At 61.2% G+C, this 16,921-nt stretch carries 15 protein-coding genes; 6 read left to right on the top strand and 9 right to left on the bottom strand.

What is annotated here, in order from left to right; all coding sequences use genetic code 11:
- Positions 1 to 68 precede the first annotated feature (68 nt).
- Positions 69 to 734: a ChrR family anti-sigma-E factor gene (locus KV106_RS38555; RefSeq protein ID WP_261217559.1), complete on the bottom strand. Its 666-nt coding sequence runs from the start codon at positions 732 to 734 to the stop codon at positions 69 to 71.
- Positions 731 to 1,390: a sigma-70 family RNA polymerase sigma factor gene (locus KV106_RS38550; RefSeq protein ID WP_082322164.1), complete on the bottom strand. Its 660-nt coding sequence runs from the start codon at positions 1,388 to 1,390 to the stop codon at positions 731 to 733. The genes KV106_RS38555 and KV106_RS38550 overlap by 4 nt, the downstream gene beginning before the upstream one ends.
- Before the next feature lie 341 nt (positions 1,391 to 1,731).
- Between KV106_RS38550 and KV106_RS38545 the strand changes: the two genes are divergently transcribed.
- Positions 1,732 to 3,264, top strand: a complete 1,533-nt coding sequence (locus KV106_RS38545) for a sensor domain-containing diguanylate cyclase (protein ID WP_261217556.1) — start codon at positions 1,732 to 1,734, stop codon at positions 3,262 to 3,264.
- A gap of 249 nt (positions 3,265 to 3,513) precedes the next feature.
- Here KV106_RS38545 and KV106_RS38540 read toward each other — a convergent pair whose 3' ends face one another.
- Positions 3,514 to 4,101: a lipocalin family protein gene (locus KV106_RS38540; protein WP_261217554.1), complete on the bottom strand. Its 588-nt coding sequence runs from the start codon at positions 4,099 to 4,101 to the stop codon at positions 3,514 to 3,516.
- A 486-nt stretch (positions 4,102 to 4,587) separates the two neighbouring features.
- Between KV106_RS38540 and KV106_RS38535 the strand changes: the two genes are divergently transcribed.
- The gene (locus KV106_RS38535; protein WP_057598578.1) at positions 4,588 to 4,890 is read left to right on the top strand and encodes a putative quinol monooxygenase; all 303 of its coding nucleotides are present in this window, start codon (positions 4,588 to 4,590) and stop codon (positions 4,888 to 4,890) included.
- Positions 4,891 to 5,566: 676 nt separating this feature from the next.
- Here the strand turns inward: KV106_RS38535 and KV106_RS38530 are convergent.
- From KV106_RS38530 to KV106_RS38515, 4 genes are all read right to left on the bottom strand, one after another.
- Entirely contained in the window at positions 5,567 to 5,839 is a 273-nt protein-coding gene (locus tag KV106_RS38530) for a hypothetical protein (protein WP_172705538.1), read from the bottom strand.
- 602 nt (positions 5,840 to 6,441) lie between these two features.
- Positions 6,442 to 7,119 carry an SGNH/GDSL hydrolase family protein gene (locus KV106_RS38525; RefSeq protein WP_261217551.1) on the bottom strand — a complete coding sequence of 226 codons (678 nt, stop codon included), beginning with the start codon at positions 7,117 to 7,119 and terminating at the stop codon, positions 6,442 to 6,444.
- Positions 7,120 to 7,176: 57 nt separating this feature from the next.
- The gene (locus KV106_RS38520) at positions 7,177 to 8,139 is read right to left on the bottom strand and encodes a bifunctional enoyl-CoA hydratase/phosphate acetyltransferase (protein ID WP_261217549.1); all 963 of its coding nucleotides are present in this window, start codon (positions 8,137 to 8,139) and stop codon (positions 7,177 to 7,179) included.
- Between the two features lie 34 nt (positions 8,140 to 8,173).
- The gene (locus KV106_RS38515) at positions 8,174 to 9,853 is read right to left on the bottom strand and encodes a Na/Pi cotransporter family protein (RefSeq protein ID WP_261217547.1); all 1,680 of its coding nucleotides are present in this window, start codon (positions 9,851 to 9,853) and stop codon (positions 8,174 to 8,176) included.
- 174 nt (positions 9,854 to 10,027) lie between these two features.
- Here KV106_RS38515 and gcvA point away from each other — a divergent pair, with 174 nt between their 5' ends.
- The 4 genes from gcvA to KV106_RS38495 all read left to right on the top strand — a co-directional run bounded on the left by gcvA (position 10,028) and on the right by KV106_RS38495 (position 14,557).
- The gene (gcvA, locus tag KV106_RS38510; protein ID WP_261217546.1) at positions 10,028 to 10,927 is read left to right on the top strand and encodes a transcriptional regulator GcvA; all 900 of its coding nucleotides are present in this window, start codon (positions 10,028 to 10,030) and stop codon (positions 10,925 to 10,927) included.
- 131 nt (positions 10,928 to 11,058) lie between these two features.
- A complete protein-coding gene (locus KV106_RS38505; protein WP_057591482.1) occupies positions 11,059 to 11,661 on the top strand; it encodes an HD domain-containing protein in 603 nt (200 codons plus the stop codon).
- 50 nt (positions 11,662 to 11,711) lie between these two features.
- On the top strand, positions 11,712 to 13,313 hold the full coding sequence (locus KV106_RS38500; RefSeq protein ID WP_261217544.1) for an L-lactate permease: 1,602 nt from the start codon (positions 11,712 to 11,714) through the stop codon (positions 13,311 to 13,313).
- A 71-nt stretch (positions 13,314 to 13,384) separates the two neighbouring features.
- Positions 13,385 to 14,557 (top strand): alpha-D-ribose 1-methylphosphonate 5-triphosphate diphosphatase, encoded by a 1,173-nt coding sequence (locus KV106_RS38495; RefSeq protein ID WP_261217542.1) that lies wholly within the window; start codon positions 13,385 to 13,387, stop codon positions 14,555 to 14,557.
- A gap of 7 nt (positions 14,558 to 14,564) precedes the next feature.
- Here KV106_RS38495 and KV106_RS38490 read toward each other — a convergent pair whose 3' ends face one another.
- Both KV106_RS38490 and KV106_RS38485 read right to left on the bottom strand, forming a co-directional pair.
- The gene (locus KV106_RS38490; protein WP_261217541.1) at positions 14,565 to 15,326 is read right to left on the bottom strand and encodes a glucose 1-dehydrogenase; all 762 of its coding nucleotides are present in this window, start codon (positions 15,324 to 15,326) and stop codon (positions 14,565 to 14,567) included.
- Positions 15,327 to 15,389: 63 nt separating this feature from the next.
- Positions 15,390 to 16,595 (bottom strand): MFS transporter, encoded by a 1,206-nt coding sequence (locus tag KV106_RS38485; RefSeq protein WP_261217593.1) that lies wholly within the window; start codon positions 16,593 to 16,595, stop codon positions 15,390 to 15,392.
- Between the last annotated feature and the right edge of the window lie 326 nt (positions 16,596 to 16,921).

Raw genomic sequence — 16,921 nt, 5'->3', positions numbered from 1 at the left:
TTGGCAAATCAATGCAAAGAAGAAGGCAAAAATTTGAAATCCCTTTGCCTTCCTACTATTGCCGAGACTTACATCCCGATCAGGCTGGCCATTGCGCGTGCAATCGGACTATCAAATCGCATCTTGCCTTCGACTGCGGCGAAGCAGATGCAGTCGGTCCCGGGTGCGACGGTTGGACAATGATGGATGCTGTGATCTGCGGCATCAAAGTCACCGGTGCCAAATACCTCACGTCCGTCTTCAAAAGCGCCGTGAAGCACCTGGGTTAGCTCGGTGCCATTGTGGGTATGAAAAGGTAAGCTGCGGCCCGAGCCGATGCGCAACAGGAATAGCTTTGCATCCGGATGTGAAGGAAGGCGAAGTCTGCTCCATCGCATGCCAGGAGCGAGAAATCTCCAGGGGGTTGAGGTGCAGGCCTCTAGGGCGCGAGGCCACGCCATGCCGGCAGGCAGCGAGGGCCGCTCACCTCGTTCGAAAGTGCGCGAAGATGGTGTCTTGTGAACCGACGCTGGCTGATCAATCGCCGCAAGTGTTCGTGCCAGTGCTTGCGCCGAAAGAGATGCAGGCGGCAGGTCCTCAACTATGACCCCGCCGACTGCTTCGAAGAGTCCAAGGCGCTCCTGGCATTGAGCGCAGGTCTCGATGTGAGTGCGCACTACGAGCGTTGCGCCGATGGAGAGCGTTCCCGCGGCGAGTGAAAGCAAGAGGTCGTCAGCGGGATGATGGCGGATCATTGTTGCATTCCTTCAAGCAACTCGCGCAGGCGCGCAAGCGCCCTTCGAATGCGCGACTTCACAGTGCCTAACGGAAGCCCAAGCTCTTGCGCGATCTCTGGATGGGGGTGATCTTTGAAAAATGACAGGCTCAGCAGATGCTTCTGCTCTGGAGAAAGCTGCGACATAGCCAGTCGAATGCGTACTGCATTCTCTCCAGTCCACACACCTTCTTCCAGGGCCGGACCCGGGTCAACCAACTGCGTCGCCAGATCCTCTTCGTCTGGCACCAAGGGGACGCTGTCTCGCCGTAATGAATCCACCCGAAGATTCCTCGCGATCGCGAAGATCCATGTGGACAATGCCGCTCGCTTCGGGTCGAAGAGCTTGGCCTTTCGCCAAAGGCTCACCATCGTTTCCTGCGCCAACTCCTCAGCGGACGTCTCCGACGAGCCACAGAGCATCATGTAAGCCTTGACTCTAGGGGCAAAATGCTTAAAGAGAGCGGCAAACGCCTGTCGGCTATTGGTCGCCGCTACCGCCTCCACCCACTCATTGAGTTGTTCGCTGGTTGGCACTGTACCTCGTCGTTGCACCTTGGTTACGACAGACAGCCAAGGCAGCTTGGACACGCCCGTGTCGGGTTCGGGCACTACGACTTCTTGAACGGCGCTCATGCCTCATATACGCCCCTTAAGCTTACTTGGATCACAAGTGAGCCATGATGGCAGGCAGAAATTGTAACAACCGAGCTGCGCAAGCCATTTTCCGGAGAGGCTGACCGCGCCCGAACTTCCGGTGGCCGTCGTTTCAGCGCTTGTACGCGCACCATCAACGGCGCGGCAGCCGCGCCTTTGTGGCGGTGCGCTGGGCGCGTGCCGCGCCCTGACATGAAAACCGGCCGAGTGTCGCCAGACCGAAGCTGCCTAGAACGCCGTTGCGCCGAGGTTGAGCGTCGCTGGGAATCTGGGAAGATTTGGCGTCGCGGCCCTGGCGGCCCTCTGCTTGGAATCCCTCGATGTCGTCTCTTCAAGCCCCTCCTGATGCACTGCTGCAGGCGTTGTTGGTTCATGGCGGATGCGCCGTGTGCTGTTACGACGCTCAGAATCGCATCACCGGTTGGAACGCTCTCTATACGGAGTTCTTTCCGGAAGTCGCTTCCTGGATCCGGGTGGGAACGACGTTCGAGGAAACGTTGAAGGCGTTTCTGCGGCTACAGCATCCGGCGTCGACGCCGGAGCAGATGGTTGAGGCGACGGAAAATGGTATGTCGAGGCACCTGAACGAACAGGGACCGATCCAGTATCAGCGGGCCGACGGCCGATGGCTCGAGCTTCGCATGTTCTTGCTGCCGGAAGGTGGGCGCTTCAAGTTATGGAGAGACATCAGTACCCAAATCGCACCCGGCACGGACAGCGAACTTCTGCATCGACTTATTGCGGCGGTGAACGTGGGCATCACGGTCCATGATGCCGATGGAAGTCTGCGCTACGTGAATACGAGATTTTTCTCGGAACACTTTCTCAGTCTAATTCGGGGTGTTCCAGCAATTGAACGAAGAGTTACCCAAGCGAGCTACTGGAAGAAGTTTCACGAGATATTCGAGCGCGACGCTGAGTTCGAAAAGTTGTGCCTGAGCGAAGTTGAAGGGCCGCTGCATCACCCGGTGACACTTCAGGCGCGGTCAGGTCGCTTCTATCGTATCCAAGAACAATGGTGGGAAGATGAACTGGTCAGCATCTGGACTGATGTGACCGACGTGATTTCTCGGAAGAGAGCGCTGCAGCAGGCGCACTCAGAGCTTTCGGCGCTAAATCGCCAGTTGGTCGAGCTGTCGGAAACGGATTCGCTGACAGGTTTGGCCAATAGAAGACGATTTGGAGTACAGCTTGAACGTGCTCAGCAAGCAGTCGTCGAAGGTGCGAAAGCGGCTGTCGCAATATTCGACCTTGACTTCTTCAAGGCCGTCAACGATCGCTATGGGCATGATGCAGGAGATGTCGTATTGGTCGAAGCCGCAAAAATGCTCCAGGTTCATCAAGGTGACGACATCTGTGTTGCCAGACTTGGTGGAGAGGAGTTCGGAATGGTGTTTCGCGGCATGGAGGTTGCCAAGGTGCTAGCGGTTTGCGAGGAATTGCGTCGCGCGTTCTCTCAAGGCCATTTTAGGATCGGAGCGCAGCGTTTGCGTGTCACCGTCTCGGTTGGGGTTGCGCCATTGACCGAATATCGGAATCAGTCAGTTTCTTTGAAAAAAGCAGATGACTCGCTATGGAAAGCAAAGTCGGCCGGTCGCGACTGTGTCATGTTTGAGTTGAGCTGGCCCCATGTCCGTGACGGAGGCGACGATCTCCAAGTTGTCACGGATATCCGGGCGGACGATGAGCCTCTCAGTCCGGAAGCCTTGCGTGAGAAGTATGCTCTGCCGGTCAATCAGCATCCTGTATTCACTCGGCCGCATTGGCAAGAAGCCGTACGGCGCAGAGAAACCGTAGACGACTATTGGGGATGGGTCAGCTACAAGATTGAAGCGCGAAGCCAAGACCAGTGAGCAGCGTCCATCGGTGCCGCGTTGTCGGTAGGATTGGACGACGCGATTTGTCGATCCTCCTTCGGGCGCTTTGACTGGATGAAGGTGGTCGCATCGACTGGACGATTAGATGACTCTGAAATCCACGGGCTAAACATCGGCCGTTGGCTGAAGCTGCTCATTCGTCGAGCTGGCAAGTCCAGTCGGTGAGTGCAGTTTTGGCTTCGTGGCGCGAGCTGAGATTGTTGCTGGCAGGGAACTCCTGAGGCGCTACGGCCGCGCAACCGCTGAAGGCGTCTCCGGCCAGCGCTGCGGCACACGGCGGAGCCTGTCCACCGAATAGCCGAGTTCCTTCAGACGCGCCACCGCATTCTGGTAGGACGTCTCGGAGATTTGCGGCGTGCGCGCCATGATCCAAGCGTAGTCGCGGTCGCTGCGACCTATGATGGTCAGCTGGTAATCGCTGTCGATGTCGACGATCACGTATTCGGCCTTGATCGGCCAGACGAACTGCATGCCCCAAACCGCATTGTTGGTCCCGGGCACTACAGTGGCAATCGGGTTCATCGTCTTGAGCTCGCCGTCAAAGGCGCCTTCACGATAGCGGAACCGAGTGGCGATTCTGCCGTCGGGCTGCAGCGTATACGACTCGACCGCGTTGAATGCGTTGCGCTCGGGACGCGTAGGGATGTTCCCGATGACATACCAGTCGCCAACGAAGCGGTGCAGGTCGACCTGCGGCACCGGCCGGATCTTGACATTCGGTGAGACAGCACAGCTGGCGACGAATAGCGTCGCGAATAAGGCTGCAACAAGCAGTACGGTCGGCTTGACCAGCCGCGGAGAGAGGTGCTGCATAGGGGCGGGTCCGGAAGTTTGGTGCAAAGTACGGGTCGGTGCGCGCTGGATACGTCGGACGGCGCCCCGCGGCTTTGCAAGCCCGCTCAGCGCATTGGCCTGGTACGCTCCATCAACCTGGGGCGAATCCCGTGTCCTGCCCTGCCGAGGTCGTCGGGAGGGGTAGCCTTCCAGAAGATGAGGCCATTACCAGAACCTGTCTAGCGGGTAAGGCGGCTCGCGCTGGAGGCCTTACGCACGGCCATCGATCAGCCCGACGATAAGGCGCTTGACCTGCGCACGTCCCCATCAGCCCCGCTAGTAACGACGCATCGGCTGTCCGCGTGAATCATCACTTTATGCCACCCCAGTGGGTGTCAGCTCCGGCTCTCGATGCCGTGAAGCTGACATGGAAGAAAGGTTGTTCGCGACATGGTCAATCAAATGGCGCAGACTGCTCTGCCCAACGCGCCCACACCAGTCGCGTTTAACGAAAGAAAGCCTCTTATGGTCACAGTCGCGTTATTCGTTCGCCTGGAAGCGAAGCCCGGGAAGGAGAAAGACGTCGAAGATTTTCTTCTGAGCGGTCTTCCGCTCGTCATGCAAGAGCCTGCCACTACCGCTTGGTTTGGCATTCGCCTGGGGCCAACAACCTTCGGAATCTTCGACGCCTTTCCGGACGAAGCAGGCCGCCAAGCCCATCTTTCTGGCAAGGTTGCGGCGGCTTTGATGGCACAGGCAGGTGAGCTGTTCTCCGAACCGCCGTCCATTCAGAGAGTTGACGTGCTCGCGGCAAAGTTACCCGGCTGAATATCTCTCCCGGAAATCGATGGTCGAGAGACCTTCGCCGCGCACTACACGCTGAAGCCGTCGTGCATAGGAATGTTGATGCGCAGGCGTATTGGAGAACAAGTGGCCGTGGTGGGCGTTTCCGCCTCCCAGTGCGCGGACTACGTGCGCACGCAGTCGCTGTGCGCCGGAGCGTAGCTACACCGACTCTATGCACAGTGTGACAGCGCATCGATGCGGCTCATCGCAGGACGCCCATGGTGGCGGCAAGGAAAAGTCACGATCAGGCCATTCTCTACGGCAAGTTGCGGAATTTTGGGGTTACAAGCGATCGATGCATGATCGATCCGCCACGGCGGGCTCTTATGGCGAAGGTAGAGGCTTAAGCCCATCCCGTTGGGGATCGCGAAGGAAGGTGCCGGCAGTCATGTTCGCTGCAGGCCAGTTAGCTCCATGCCGACGCCAAACGCAAAAATCGACAGGGTACAGCGGTTGTCCGATGAAAACGCGTCTGAGCCAACGCACACCTGAGGAATGGCTGCAACTGCTGGACGAGACTTTGCTCCGTCCAGGGCTCTTGGTGCGGCCGAGCGATTTCGCTCCCGCTGCGGTCGCATGCGATTCTTCCATGAGAGGCGTCAGCCGTCCCTCCGCTGAGCGGAAAGCCTGAGGACGGGTCACCAGATGCCCGCTTGCTCTACAGCTCCGAGACGAGACGTACTTCCTGCGCCGGGTCCTGATGAAGTATCAGCGCCCAAGTCAACTCGAACCCTTGTAGTGCTTTCTCAGGGAGCGAGCTCGCTTCGAGTTGTGCTTGCGAAAACTGTCGCTGCTGCACGAACTCGTCAGCGAGAAGGGTTGGATGCGGATGCGCCTTGATCAGAGCGCGTAGAGCGGCAGTCAGCGCGATCTCCGTTCCAAGAACGCTGGCCGCTGACGCGTTTTCTGTTGCCTCATCCGGTGTGGCCATTGGGGGCCTCCCTTGCGGGTTCCGTGTTGAGGAACTCCGACTTTACTGCAAGAGGGGGCCCACGTTCTGAAAACGCCAGGGCCCGGCCCATCTTCTTTCGTCTGAGCTGACGAAGATACTCGGGTCTGTGGTACCCACTCGCGCAGTGGTGCCGAAGGCGAGACCGCCACATGCGAGATGAGCTGCCGATCTTGCACGGCGCCCGTCGACATGAATTTCATGCTGCGCCTGCCCTTGTTGCTCGTGATTTGTGATGCGGCGAGGGCAGCCGTGAGGGCTGTGCGACATCCCGTGTCGCCCGTGACCCGCGACCTTCGTATGCGAACGCCGAAGCTGCAGGGAAATGTCAAGAGCTGCGCGATCGAACTCTCTCTAGGCTGTCCTCGTTTCGCCGGCTCTTGAATGCTCGTGTTTCGGCGCTCTGGACTTCCACACCCCCTCTTTTGACCGCATCACGCGGTGATGGGCGAGTCCTTTTGACGGATCGGCTTGCAAGGTCGAGCTGAGCCTTACCGTTGCGGTGGTTCGATTCGCATCCGACTGCGACTCATGCTTTCAGGAAAGTTGTAGCGCCGCACGGACTGGCTGGCAAGGGCAACTCCTCATCTCGCGCACGCGGAGCCAGATATGTCCTTTGCTTGAACGATCAGCTCACGCACGACCGACGCGGCCGCCTTTCCGACGACGTCATGTTGGTCGGCACCAAGATGGATTCCGTCGATTTCGCTGCGGCCCGTGATGGGGTTCAGGTCGAAGAAGTGAACAGATTTCGTCGCCGCCATCTCCGCCAACGCCGCGGCGAACCCTTTGCTTCGCTCGACCGCACCTTCAAACTTCTTCTCGTTGCCGCACTTTGGCTGAATGATCTCCGGCGGCGCGACGACCAGTATGCGAGGCCGGGGCATGCCGGGCTCCACCGGGGCTTGGCGTACGGTCTCAACCAGCTTTCCGACGCCGGAGGCGGCTGCCCAGGCCTTGATGCCGAACGGGGCCTGGAAGTCGTTGGTTCCCAATTGAATGATCACCAACTCCAGTGGCGAGCACATCTCGATCACCTCGCCGAGACCTGACGCGCCATTTCGGCCCGGACGAAATGGATCGTCCCAGATTGTTTTTCGGCCGGGAAGGCAGTTCTCCACGACGCGAATCTCCCGCAAACCGGCGCTGTGAAGTGCGGCTTCCAGAACACCCGGCCACCGTTGGTCGAAGGCGTAACGTTCGCGGGTGCCGGGGACCATGCCCCAACTTATGCTGTCCCCGTACACAAGGATTTGCTTCATGGTCTGACCGTTTTTGTCAAAGCGGGTGTTGCCTCACGAGCATGGGCGCCCAGCTCATCAGGGTGTGCATTCGTCTCGCAGCAGCACGCTTGCCAGCGCCGCCGAGTACACCTTGGATTCGAGACTGTCCGTGCGGCTGGTGAGGACTACAGGCCTTTTCGTTCCCAGCACGACACCGGCACACGACGCGCCAGCCATGTAAACGAGGGACTTGTAGAGGGCATTGCCAGCTTCGAGGTTCGGCATCAGCAGAATGTCTGCTCTGCCGGCGACGGATGAGTCGATGCCCTTGGCGGTCGCAGATGCCGTGGACACCGCGTTGTCGAAGGCAAGCGGACCATCCACAGCCGCATCGAAGATCTGACCGCGTTGCGCCATCTTCGCAATGGCTGCGGCATCGAGCGTGCTCGGGGCACCCTGTAAGACCGATTCGGTGAAGGAGATGACGGCAGCTCTTGGCCGGACGATGCCGAGCGCTCTTGCCAAATAAATGGCATGTTCAAGAATTTCCACCTTCTCGCCCAACGTCGGTGCCACGTTCACGACGCAGTCGGAGATGATCAGCGGCGATGGGCGGCCCGGCACTTGAAGCACAAAGGCATGAGAGATGCGCCGCTGCGTGCGCAGCCCGTCGTTGCGCGCGACCACCGCGCGCATCAGTTCGTCGGTATGGAGTGAGCCCTTCATCAACATGTCGAGGCTTCCTGCGGCTGCAAGCTTGCAAGCTTTCTGAGCAGCCGACGCAGCGCCGGCGCCGGTGTCGATCAATTCAAATCGCTGCAGATCGATGCCTTCGCGCGCCCCGAGCTCAAGCAGACGATCGCGCGGGCCGAACAAGCTCACGTCGGCGATGTTTTCTTCGGCCAGCCGAGAGCCTGTCTCAAGCGCGGCTGTGTCGCAGGGAAACACCATGGCGATCTTCCGCCGGCCGCTCTGACGCGCGGTCGCGAGCAGGTCGTCGAGAAAGGTGCTGCTGCTTTGCCCGACGACGCAGGTAGGCGATGAATTGGGGGTGGTCATAGAGTGCGACGTTGAAGATGGCCGGGAGTGCCGGTCAGGCGGCGGGTTCCTGTGCGGAGGTCGCCGGCACTGCGCTCGAATGACGCAGCCGTGTCTTTGTCAACGCGCCGGCTGTCTCGAGGATCGGATACGCGATGGAGCAGATGAGGGAGTTGATGCGCTTGAGATCGCTGATGAGATCGAGGTGCAGTGAGCTCGTTTCGATGCTTTGGCTCGTCTGCATCTGGAGACGTGCAAGATGGTTGGCCGCATACGCGTGTTCCAGCTCGCGGAACCGAGCCTTCTCCTCAAGCAGTGCTTTCGCATCGTGCACCTGGCCGTCCAGGAAAACGCTCATCGCCAGTCTCAGGTTGGCGATCAATCGCGAGTGCAGATCCGCGATTTCTCCCATCCCGGCATCCGAGAAGCGGCTGGCCTTGCGGATCTGCTTGTCCTCGAGGTCTTGGATCACATGCTCGACGAGGTCGCCAACCTGTTCCATGTGGATGGTGAACGAGACAATGTTCGACCAGCGGCGTCCTTCTTTCTCCGGCAACGCATCGCGAGGGATCTGTGTGAGGTAGAACTTGATCGACGAGCAGATTTCGTCGACGCGGTCGTCCATCTTGCGCAACTGCTCGGCCAGCGTGAGGTCGGCGTTGCGAAGCACCGGAAGAATGCCGGTGAGCATGGCTTCAACCAGATCCGCTTGGCGCAGGGCCTCGCGAGCCGCACAGCTGATCGCAAGGGAAGGGGTCGCCAAGGCGCCAGGATCGAGATGTTGCGGGCGAATCTCGCCGAGCGGCGCGGCAGGGGTGGGCAGCAGCGTTTCGACAACCTTCGCCATCGGTCCCGTCAGTCCGATCAGAAGCACGGCCCGCGTGAGGTTGAACCCCAGGTGAAAGGCAATCACCTGGGTATGCAAGCTCGAGAAGTTCTGTTGCAGCAGATGTTCAATCTGGGGGAGCATGACCACTGCCAGGGCGCATCCGAGCAGCTTGAACAGCAGGCTGCCGAGCGGGAGCCGCATGCGGATCGCACGTGGTCCCGAGCTGGTGAGCAGCGCCAGAATTCCGCTACCGATGTTCGCGCCTAACACGAGGCACATTGCCATTGGCATCGGCAGGACGCCCGAAGCCGTCAATGTCGCGGTCAGGAGCACAAAGGCGAGACTTGAATAGGTCGCCATCGTCAGCAGGGCGCCGACGGCGATCTCCAGAAGCACATCGTCGGGCAGCGCGAGCACCAAGCTGCGGAACGTTGCAGAGGCGAGCAGGGGCTGGGTCGCACTGACGATCAGTTGCAGCCCGAGCGTGATCAGCCCGAAGCCAATCAGCACATGGCCCACGCGGGCGCGCGGTCGCTTGTCTGAGCCGGTGACGAGCACGACCCCCGCAAGCACGAGCAGCGGTGAAAGCCAGGACAGGTCGAAGGAGAACACCACCGCCATCAGGCTGGTGCCGACCTCCGCGCCGAGCATCACGGCCAATCCAGCGGGCAGGCCGACCAGGCCGCTGCCGACGAACGATGAGACGAGTACCGCCGTGGCCGTGCTCGACTGGACGATGCCTGTCACCGTCACGCCCGCGAACATCGCCAGAAAGCGATTTCTCAGGCTGCGCGAGAGAACATCGCGCAGGTTGGCACCAAAGAGTTGAATGACGCCGGTGCGCACGATTCCCGTGCCCCACACGAGCAGAGCGATCGCAGCGAGAAGGTTCAGCAAGTGGATCATCGAGGTGACACGACGGAGGGCGTCGGGCCTGTGAGAGGCGCAGTGAAGGAGGCCGCGATTCTGGGTTTCGGGGGCTTCACGATCAATCGACCATTGCTCACATGCCGGGTGAGTTTTTATGCAGATCAACGGATGTATGCTTTTTGATCGTCCTCCTCAGTTCTGATGCATGCCATGCGAGCCCTACCTCCGCTGAATTCCATCAAGGCCTTCGACGCGGCCGCGCGCCACCTCAGCTTCACGAAGGCCGGGGATGAGCTGTGCGTAACGCATGGCGCGATCAGCCGGCAGATTCAGGTGCTCGAACAATGGCTGGGCACTGCTTTGTTCCTGCGGCTACCGCGTGGGCTGCAGCTCACGGCCGATGGCATGCGCTTTCACACCGAGGTCAATGCCATGCTGAACAGCCTGGCCTCCGTGGCTGACCAGATCCGGCGGCCGCAGACGACCCGCATCATCCGCGTGCAGTCCTTGCCGACGTTCACGATGCGTTGGCTCATACCCAGGTTGCCGGATTTCCAGAGAAGGTATCCCGATGTCGAGATCCGGCTGTCGATTGCGGCCGACGCCATGCCGCCGCGCGTCAACGACTTCGAAGTGTTCCTGACCGGAGGCCCGGAAAGCCATCATGGCTTTCGTTCGGGGCGATTCCTTGACGAGCAACGGATCGCCGTCGCGGCGCCGGAGTTGTTGCTGCGTTCACCGATCCAGCAGCCCAGTGACCTGAAGCAGCATGTGCTGCTTCACACCAGCAGCCTGCCGGCGCTTTGGTCCAACTGGTTTTCGGCAGTGGGCAGCCAGACGATCGAATGCCGCAGCGAACTGACCTTCGAGCACCTTTACCTGTCCATCCAGGCCGCCGTCAACGCCGTGGGCGTTGCCATCGGTCCGACGGCCTTGGTGGCCGATGACATCAACGAAGGGCGGCTGCAGTACGTCATGCCGCAGTACGCGCTGCCGGCCAGGAGCTACTTTTGGTACTGCCCGGAGCGAACCAAGGGTGACGCCGCGGTGGAGGCCTTCTGTGCCTGGCTCGTGGATGTCGGCAACACGGGCGCAGTGGTTGCGAGCTAGCTGGAACCAGGTCGGGTCCAGGGGCGAGTTCAGAAAAACTCACAGGCCTGTCTCAACTTAAATCGATTGATACCAGACGGCTCCGAAAAATAGCATCGCTCGTTTCATACACCTGAGAACAAGGAGCGAGCATGGCTTTGGAGCTTGAAGATATTCGGGCGTTATTCGACGCGTACGGCTCACGGGCATACGGCAAGGAAGCAGTCACGCAACTGGAGCACGCACTGCAGACGGCCCATCTGGGCGAATCCGAAGGCGCCGAGCAGGAACTGATCGTCGCGGCATTCCTGCACGACCTGGGGCATCTGATCGGGTTGAGCAAGCACCATGAAGAAGGGGCGCCGAGTTCGGACGACGGATCGCCTTTTGGAACGGGTGACGACCTGCATCAGTACGTGGCGCTGCCGTTCTTGCGCCCCGTTCTCCCAAGCGCAGTGGTCGATCCCATCGGTCTGCACGTCGAGGCCAAGCGCTGTCTGTGCGCGATCGATCCGACATACCGCGCGAAGCTAAGCCCGCTGTCCATTCACACGCTGAAACTGCAGGGCGGCATCTACACGAAGGAGGAGGCAGATGCCTTTCAGCATCGCCCCTTCGCCCTCGACGCCATGCGGCTGCGCCGCTGGGATGACGCGGCCAAGGTGCCCGGCGTCAAGACGCCGCCGTTCGAGCACTACTTTTCCATGCTCTCGCAAATCTACGCGCAGCACAGCGAAATGCGCGCGGCGCACTGAACAAGAACCAAAAAGCAAGCTCGCGCGAGCGCGCGAGTGCAGGAGACAAGATGTTTCATCAATTGACGATGCCGATCGGCGGCGCACTGCTGCCCACCTTCATCGTGGCGGCACTTCCGATCACGACCGTGCTGCTGATGCTCGGCGTGCTACGGCGACCTGGCTGGCAGGCGGGTCTCGCTGGCCTGGGCGTAGGTCTGGCCGTTGCGGTCTACGGCTGGCAGTTTCCTGTCGGCATGGCCTTCAACGCCGTGGCCCTCGGCGCAGTGTTGGCGGTGTGGCCCGTGATGTGGGTCGTGGTCGCGGCGATCTTTTTGTTCAACATGACCATACGAGCGGGACGGCTCGACGCCTTTCGTGTTTGGGTGCTGGACAACGTGCCCAACGATCGACGGGTTGTGCTCCTGGTGGTGGGTTTCCTCTTCGGCTCGCTCTTGGAGGCCGTGGCGGGGACTGGTACGCCCATCGCCATCACGTCCGCTTTGCTCGTCACGCTCGGCTTTCCGGTGCTCGATGCGCTGGTATTCATGCTGATCTTCGACACGGTTCCGGTCGCGTTCGGCGCCATGGGCCTGCCGATCACGGTTCTGGCTGCCGTCACCGGGCTGCCTGCCGCGGAGCTGGGCCAGATGGCAGGGCGCCAGCTCCCCTTTTTCGCTTTCCTGCTGCCCTTCTATGTGCTGACGATCTACAGCGGCGTGAAAGGCTTGCGCGCCGTCTGGCCGCTTGCACTCGTGGCGGGGGGAAGCTTCGCGATCACCCAATTCCTTGCCGCCAACTTCTTGAGCTATGCGATCTGTGACGTGCTGGCCGCGATCGTGGCGATCGTGGTGACGATGACTTTCCTGCGCTACTGGAAGCCGGCACCCGATGCTCACTACCATGTCAACATCGACCGGGCGAGCATTGCCCGAACGAGCGTGACAGGTCGGCAAAGCTGGTATCCGTGGCTGATCGTTGCAGTGATTGCCGTGGGATGGACCGTCGCGAATCTCGGAAAAATCGGGGAAGTCTCTATCCCCTGGCCCGGGCTCGACAAGGCGGTGTACATCACTGTCTACCAGAAGGCGTATCCGGCGGTGTGGAGCTTCCAGCCGCTGACGACCGGTACGGCGGTGCTGGTTGCTGCGTTGGTCTCCGCAGTCGTCATGCGCTTGTCAGTCAGGGACTTCTTCGGCGCTGCGAAGGACACCTTGCGGCAAACAGCGGTGCCCGTGGCCACTGTCGCCATGATCATCGGCCTGGCCTACCTCATGAACTATTCCGGGATGACGTACAGCCTCGGCCTGGGCATCGTGGCGGTGGGTCCATGGTTCCCCTTCGTGTCTGCCTTTCTTGGGTGGATCGCGGTCTTCCTTACCGGCAGCGATACCTCTGGCAATGCCCTGTTCGGCAATATGCAGGTGGTGGCAGCGAACCAGCTGGGGCTCAGCCCCACGCTGATGGCAGCCACGAACTCGACCGGGGGCGTCTTCGGCAAGATGATCTCCCCGCAGAGCATCGCGTGCGGCGTTGCAACCACGGGGATGCATGGCAAAGAGGGGGCCATCGTCGCGCGCACGTTCAAGCACAGCATCTTCCTGACCCTTCTGCTGGGTGTGTTGGTATGGCTGCAACAAAACCATCTTCACTGGATGATCCCTGGTCACTGACTCCCCGCACGACGACGTGATGCGCTTGGTGCTGTCCCGCCTCGCTTGCGGAGCTCGGGTAGCATCGCCGCATGTTGCGCGCGACTCCTACCGATCCTCCGCTGGCTGGCATTCGAGGGGCGCGCGTGCTCACGCCTGAAGGCTTGGCGCCGGCCTCCTTCGCCGTGGACGAAACGCTGCTGCGCAGGGCCGCGTCGTCCGATGCGTTCCTGGATGCCGGCGACCTGCTCGTCCTGCCTGGCATCGTTGACATCCATGGCGATGCCTTCGAGCGGGCACTCAGGCCCCGGGGAGGAGTTCAAGTGCCGCATGTGACGGCGCTCACGGATGTCGACGCCCAGCTGTTGGCCAACGGCATCACCACGGCCTATCACGGCGTGACCATTTCGTGGGAAGGCGGGCTGCGCAGCTTGGCCGTCGCCGAGCAAATGATTCACGCCTTGCAGGAGCGCGGCGTTCGATGGGGCGCCGACCACCGATTTCACTTGCGACTGGAAGCCAGATTCGTGGAGGGGTGGGCTGCCGCAAGTCGATGGATCGAAGCTGGCCATGTTCACTTCCTGTCCATCAATGACCATTGGCCGCAGCTGGCGGCCAAGCTGGACGATCCCGTGCATCTCGCCCGGTACGCGGAGCGCGCGGAATGCGATGTGCAGACCTTTGTTCAGCGCGTAGAGGCGGCCAGTCAGGCAGTGCCCGAAGCGCCGGGGTTGGCACAGCTCGTGGCACAGGCCAGGCGAGCCGGACTGAGTGTCGCGTCGCATGACGATACGGATGCGACGCAGCGGCGGCAGCTAAGCCTCTGGGGCTGCAATGTGGCCGAGTTTCCTCTGAGCGAGGGTGCGGCGAAAGAGGCGAGGGCGTCGGGTGACCTCATCGTGTTCGGTGCGCCCAACGTGTTGCGCGGTGGCAGTCACGTGGGGGCGCCAGGAGCTGAGGACATGGTCCGCAAGGGCCTGTGCGATGTGCTGACGTCCGACTACTACTATCCGTCGCCTTTGCTCGCTGCATTCGACCTTGCACGTCGAGAGGTGCTTTCGTTCTCCGAGGCGTGGAGCATGGTCTCGCGCCATGCCGCCACGGCGGTGGGGTTGACGGACCGGGGGCGCTTGGAGACTGGGCAGCGGGCAGACTTTCTGCTGGTGGATGACGCAGTTCCCGGGCAGCCGCGTGTCGTTGCGAGCGTGGTGGCGGGAGCGTTGCGCTTCGCGTTGCGTGCCTTCGAAAGCGGCACGCCGCGTTGAACAACCGCTACTTCCCGCCCGTCACGTCGAGGAAAGTGCCGGTGACAAAGGAGGCTTCGGCGCTGGCCAACCACAGGATCGCTCGCGCCACTTCTTCTGGCTGGCCGCCTCGGCCCATCGGGATCGAGTCCTTGACACGATCCACTCTGCCGGGCTCGCCGCCACTGGCATGCATCTGTGTGTAGATATGACCCGGGCGAACGCAGTTGACGCGGATGCCCTCGCGAGCGACCTCCTTGGCGAACCCGGTCGTGAAGGTTTCAAGCGCGCCCTTCGATGCGGCGTAGTCGACATATTCGTTGGGACTGCCGAGCCGCGCGGCTGCCGACGAGACATTGATCACCGATCCACCTCGCGCGTCGTGGCGGCTGGACATGCGCTTGATCGCTTGCTGTGCGCAAAGGATCGGGCCGATGGCGTTGACCGCAAAGATGCGGTGCATCCGCTCGAAGTCGAGATCTTCCAGTCGACATTGCTTTTGCAAGATGGCGGCGTTGTTCACGAGCACATCGAGGCGTCCGAATGTCCGGTCGAGCTGCGCGAACAGACGAGCGACTTGCGCGGGATCTGCGCTATCAGCTCGCACCGCCAACCCCTGGCGGCCCGCGGCTCGCACGTCCGCGATGACGGTATCGGCAGCCGATTCGTCTGAGAGATAGCTGATCACCACGTCATAGCCTTGCGCGGCTGCGAGACGCGCTGTGGCCGCACCGACGCCGCGGCTGCCGCCTGTGATCAAGATGACGGGTGCCTGAGAAGCATTTTCCATGGGTGAAGTTCCAGAGAGTGAGAAGAAGGCAGGATGGTCCGGCTCGTCGTCGAGTGGCTGCCGTCAGATCGTTTGCTGGGTGAGCGTCAAACGCGCGCGCAACGCCAGTGCCAATGGGACCACGGTGATGGCAGTCAGTGCCGTCGCGCATGTAGCCCACTGGATGCCGACCCGATCCCCCAGGAGACCGTACATCACCGGAGAAACCGCGCTGGAGCCGATGGTGCCTGTGTAGAAGAGCGCAAACGCACGTTCGTCATTTCCCCCGAGTGCAAGTTCGGGTACCGTGCCGTACAGCACGGAGGAGGTTCCGTTCATGAGCGCGCCCAGCAACGGCAGCAAGGCCAGCGCGGGAACCAGGGGACACAGCATCACGGATAGGATGCACACCGCAGTTCCGCATTCGGTTGCGAGCACGGTACCGATGACGCCCATGCGCTGGCCGAGCCAGCCGCAGATGAACTTCCCGGCGGCGCCGCCGATGAAGACCATCGCCAGCGCTGTGCCCAGCATTGACGTCGATATGCCCTTGCCTTTGAGCAGGAATGGCAAGAAGGTCAGCAGCCCCATGCGCACAGCGCTGTCCAGCACACCGATCGCCAGAAGGAGCCGAAAGCCGGTGGCTGACGGATTCTTCTCATCGGTGCTGTCGACATCTTCGATCGCCGGGTCGCGAGGTGTTGACGGAAGCCAAAGTGCCAGACCCGCAGCGACCAACGCGCCGATCATCGACATGGCCCACAGTGCATGCCGCCACGGCATCATCGTGGCCAGCAGCGAGATCGCCGCAGGCAGGGCGGCCTTGCCCAGATCTCCGGCAAAGTTGTAGATACCGAGGGGGCCGCGGGCGTTGCGCCCATAGGCGCGCGACACGGCACCGGAAGCCAATGGATGCTGGGTGCTTGAACCGCTGCCCGACAGGGCCAGTGCGACGCACAAGCCAAGCAGACCACCGGACAGGCCCGCCGCCGCATAGCCCAGTGCGGCGAGCAGCGTCCCGAGCGCCAGCGTGGCACGGCTTCCGATCCAGCTGGCCAGACGACCTGCAGAGAGCTGGAACACAGCCATCGTCCCAGTGTAGACGCCCCGCACCAACGCCAGCGAGGCATAGCCGAGTTGGAACTCCGCCTGCCAGATCGGCAGCAGCGCATAAATCATGTCGCTGTAGCCGTCATGGAGTGCATGTGCAGCACAGGTTGTCCATAACACGCGGGTGCGACTGCTGGATGCCTTTTTCGCCTCAGTTGGCTGCGAAACTGCGGTAGGCATCGTCATGGAACGATGCTAGGGCGCCGCCTTCGCAGACACCATCGACGATATGTCACATCAGCTGCTAGGAAAACTCACATCGGCCACCTGGGAGAATCTGGAGCGCTAGGCAGACCTCAACCTGTGGTGAAACAGACCCGATGATGGCTGCGCCGGTTGAGGCCCAATCTGCTTGCACCTGGAAACGCTTTGCGCCGTACGGTGTTGAGCGGCTGGTCATGTTGGGGCGCCCCGACGTTTCCCGCCAATGACTTTGTGACACTCCTTGAGAGCGAGCACCCAGCACGCTCAGCCCGCCCACGCCGCTGTCGAACACGCCGACGGGC

The sequence above is a fragment of the Variovorax endophyticus genome (genome assembly GCF_025376855.1).
GTDB lineage: Bacteria > Pseudomonadota > Gammaproteobacteria > Burkholderiales > Burkholderiaceae_C > Variovorax.
This window is presented reverse-complemented; position numbering and strand designations above follow the sequence as displayed.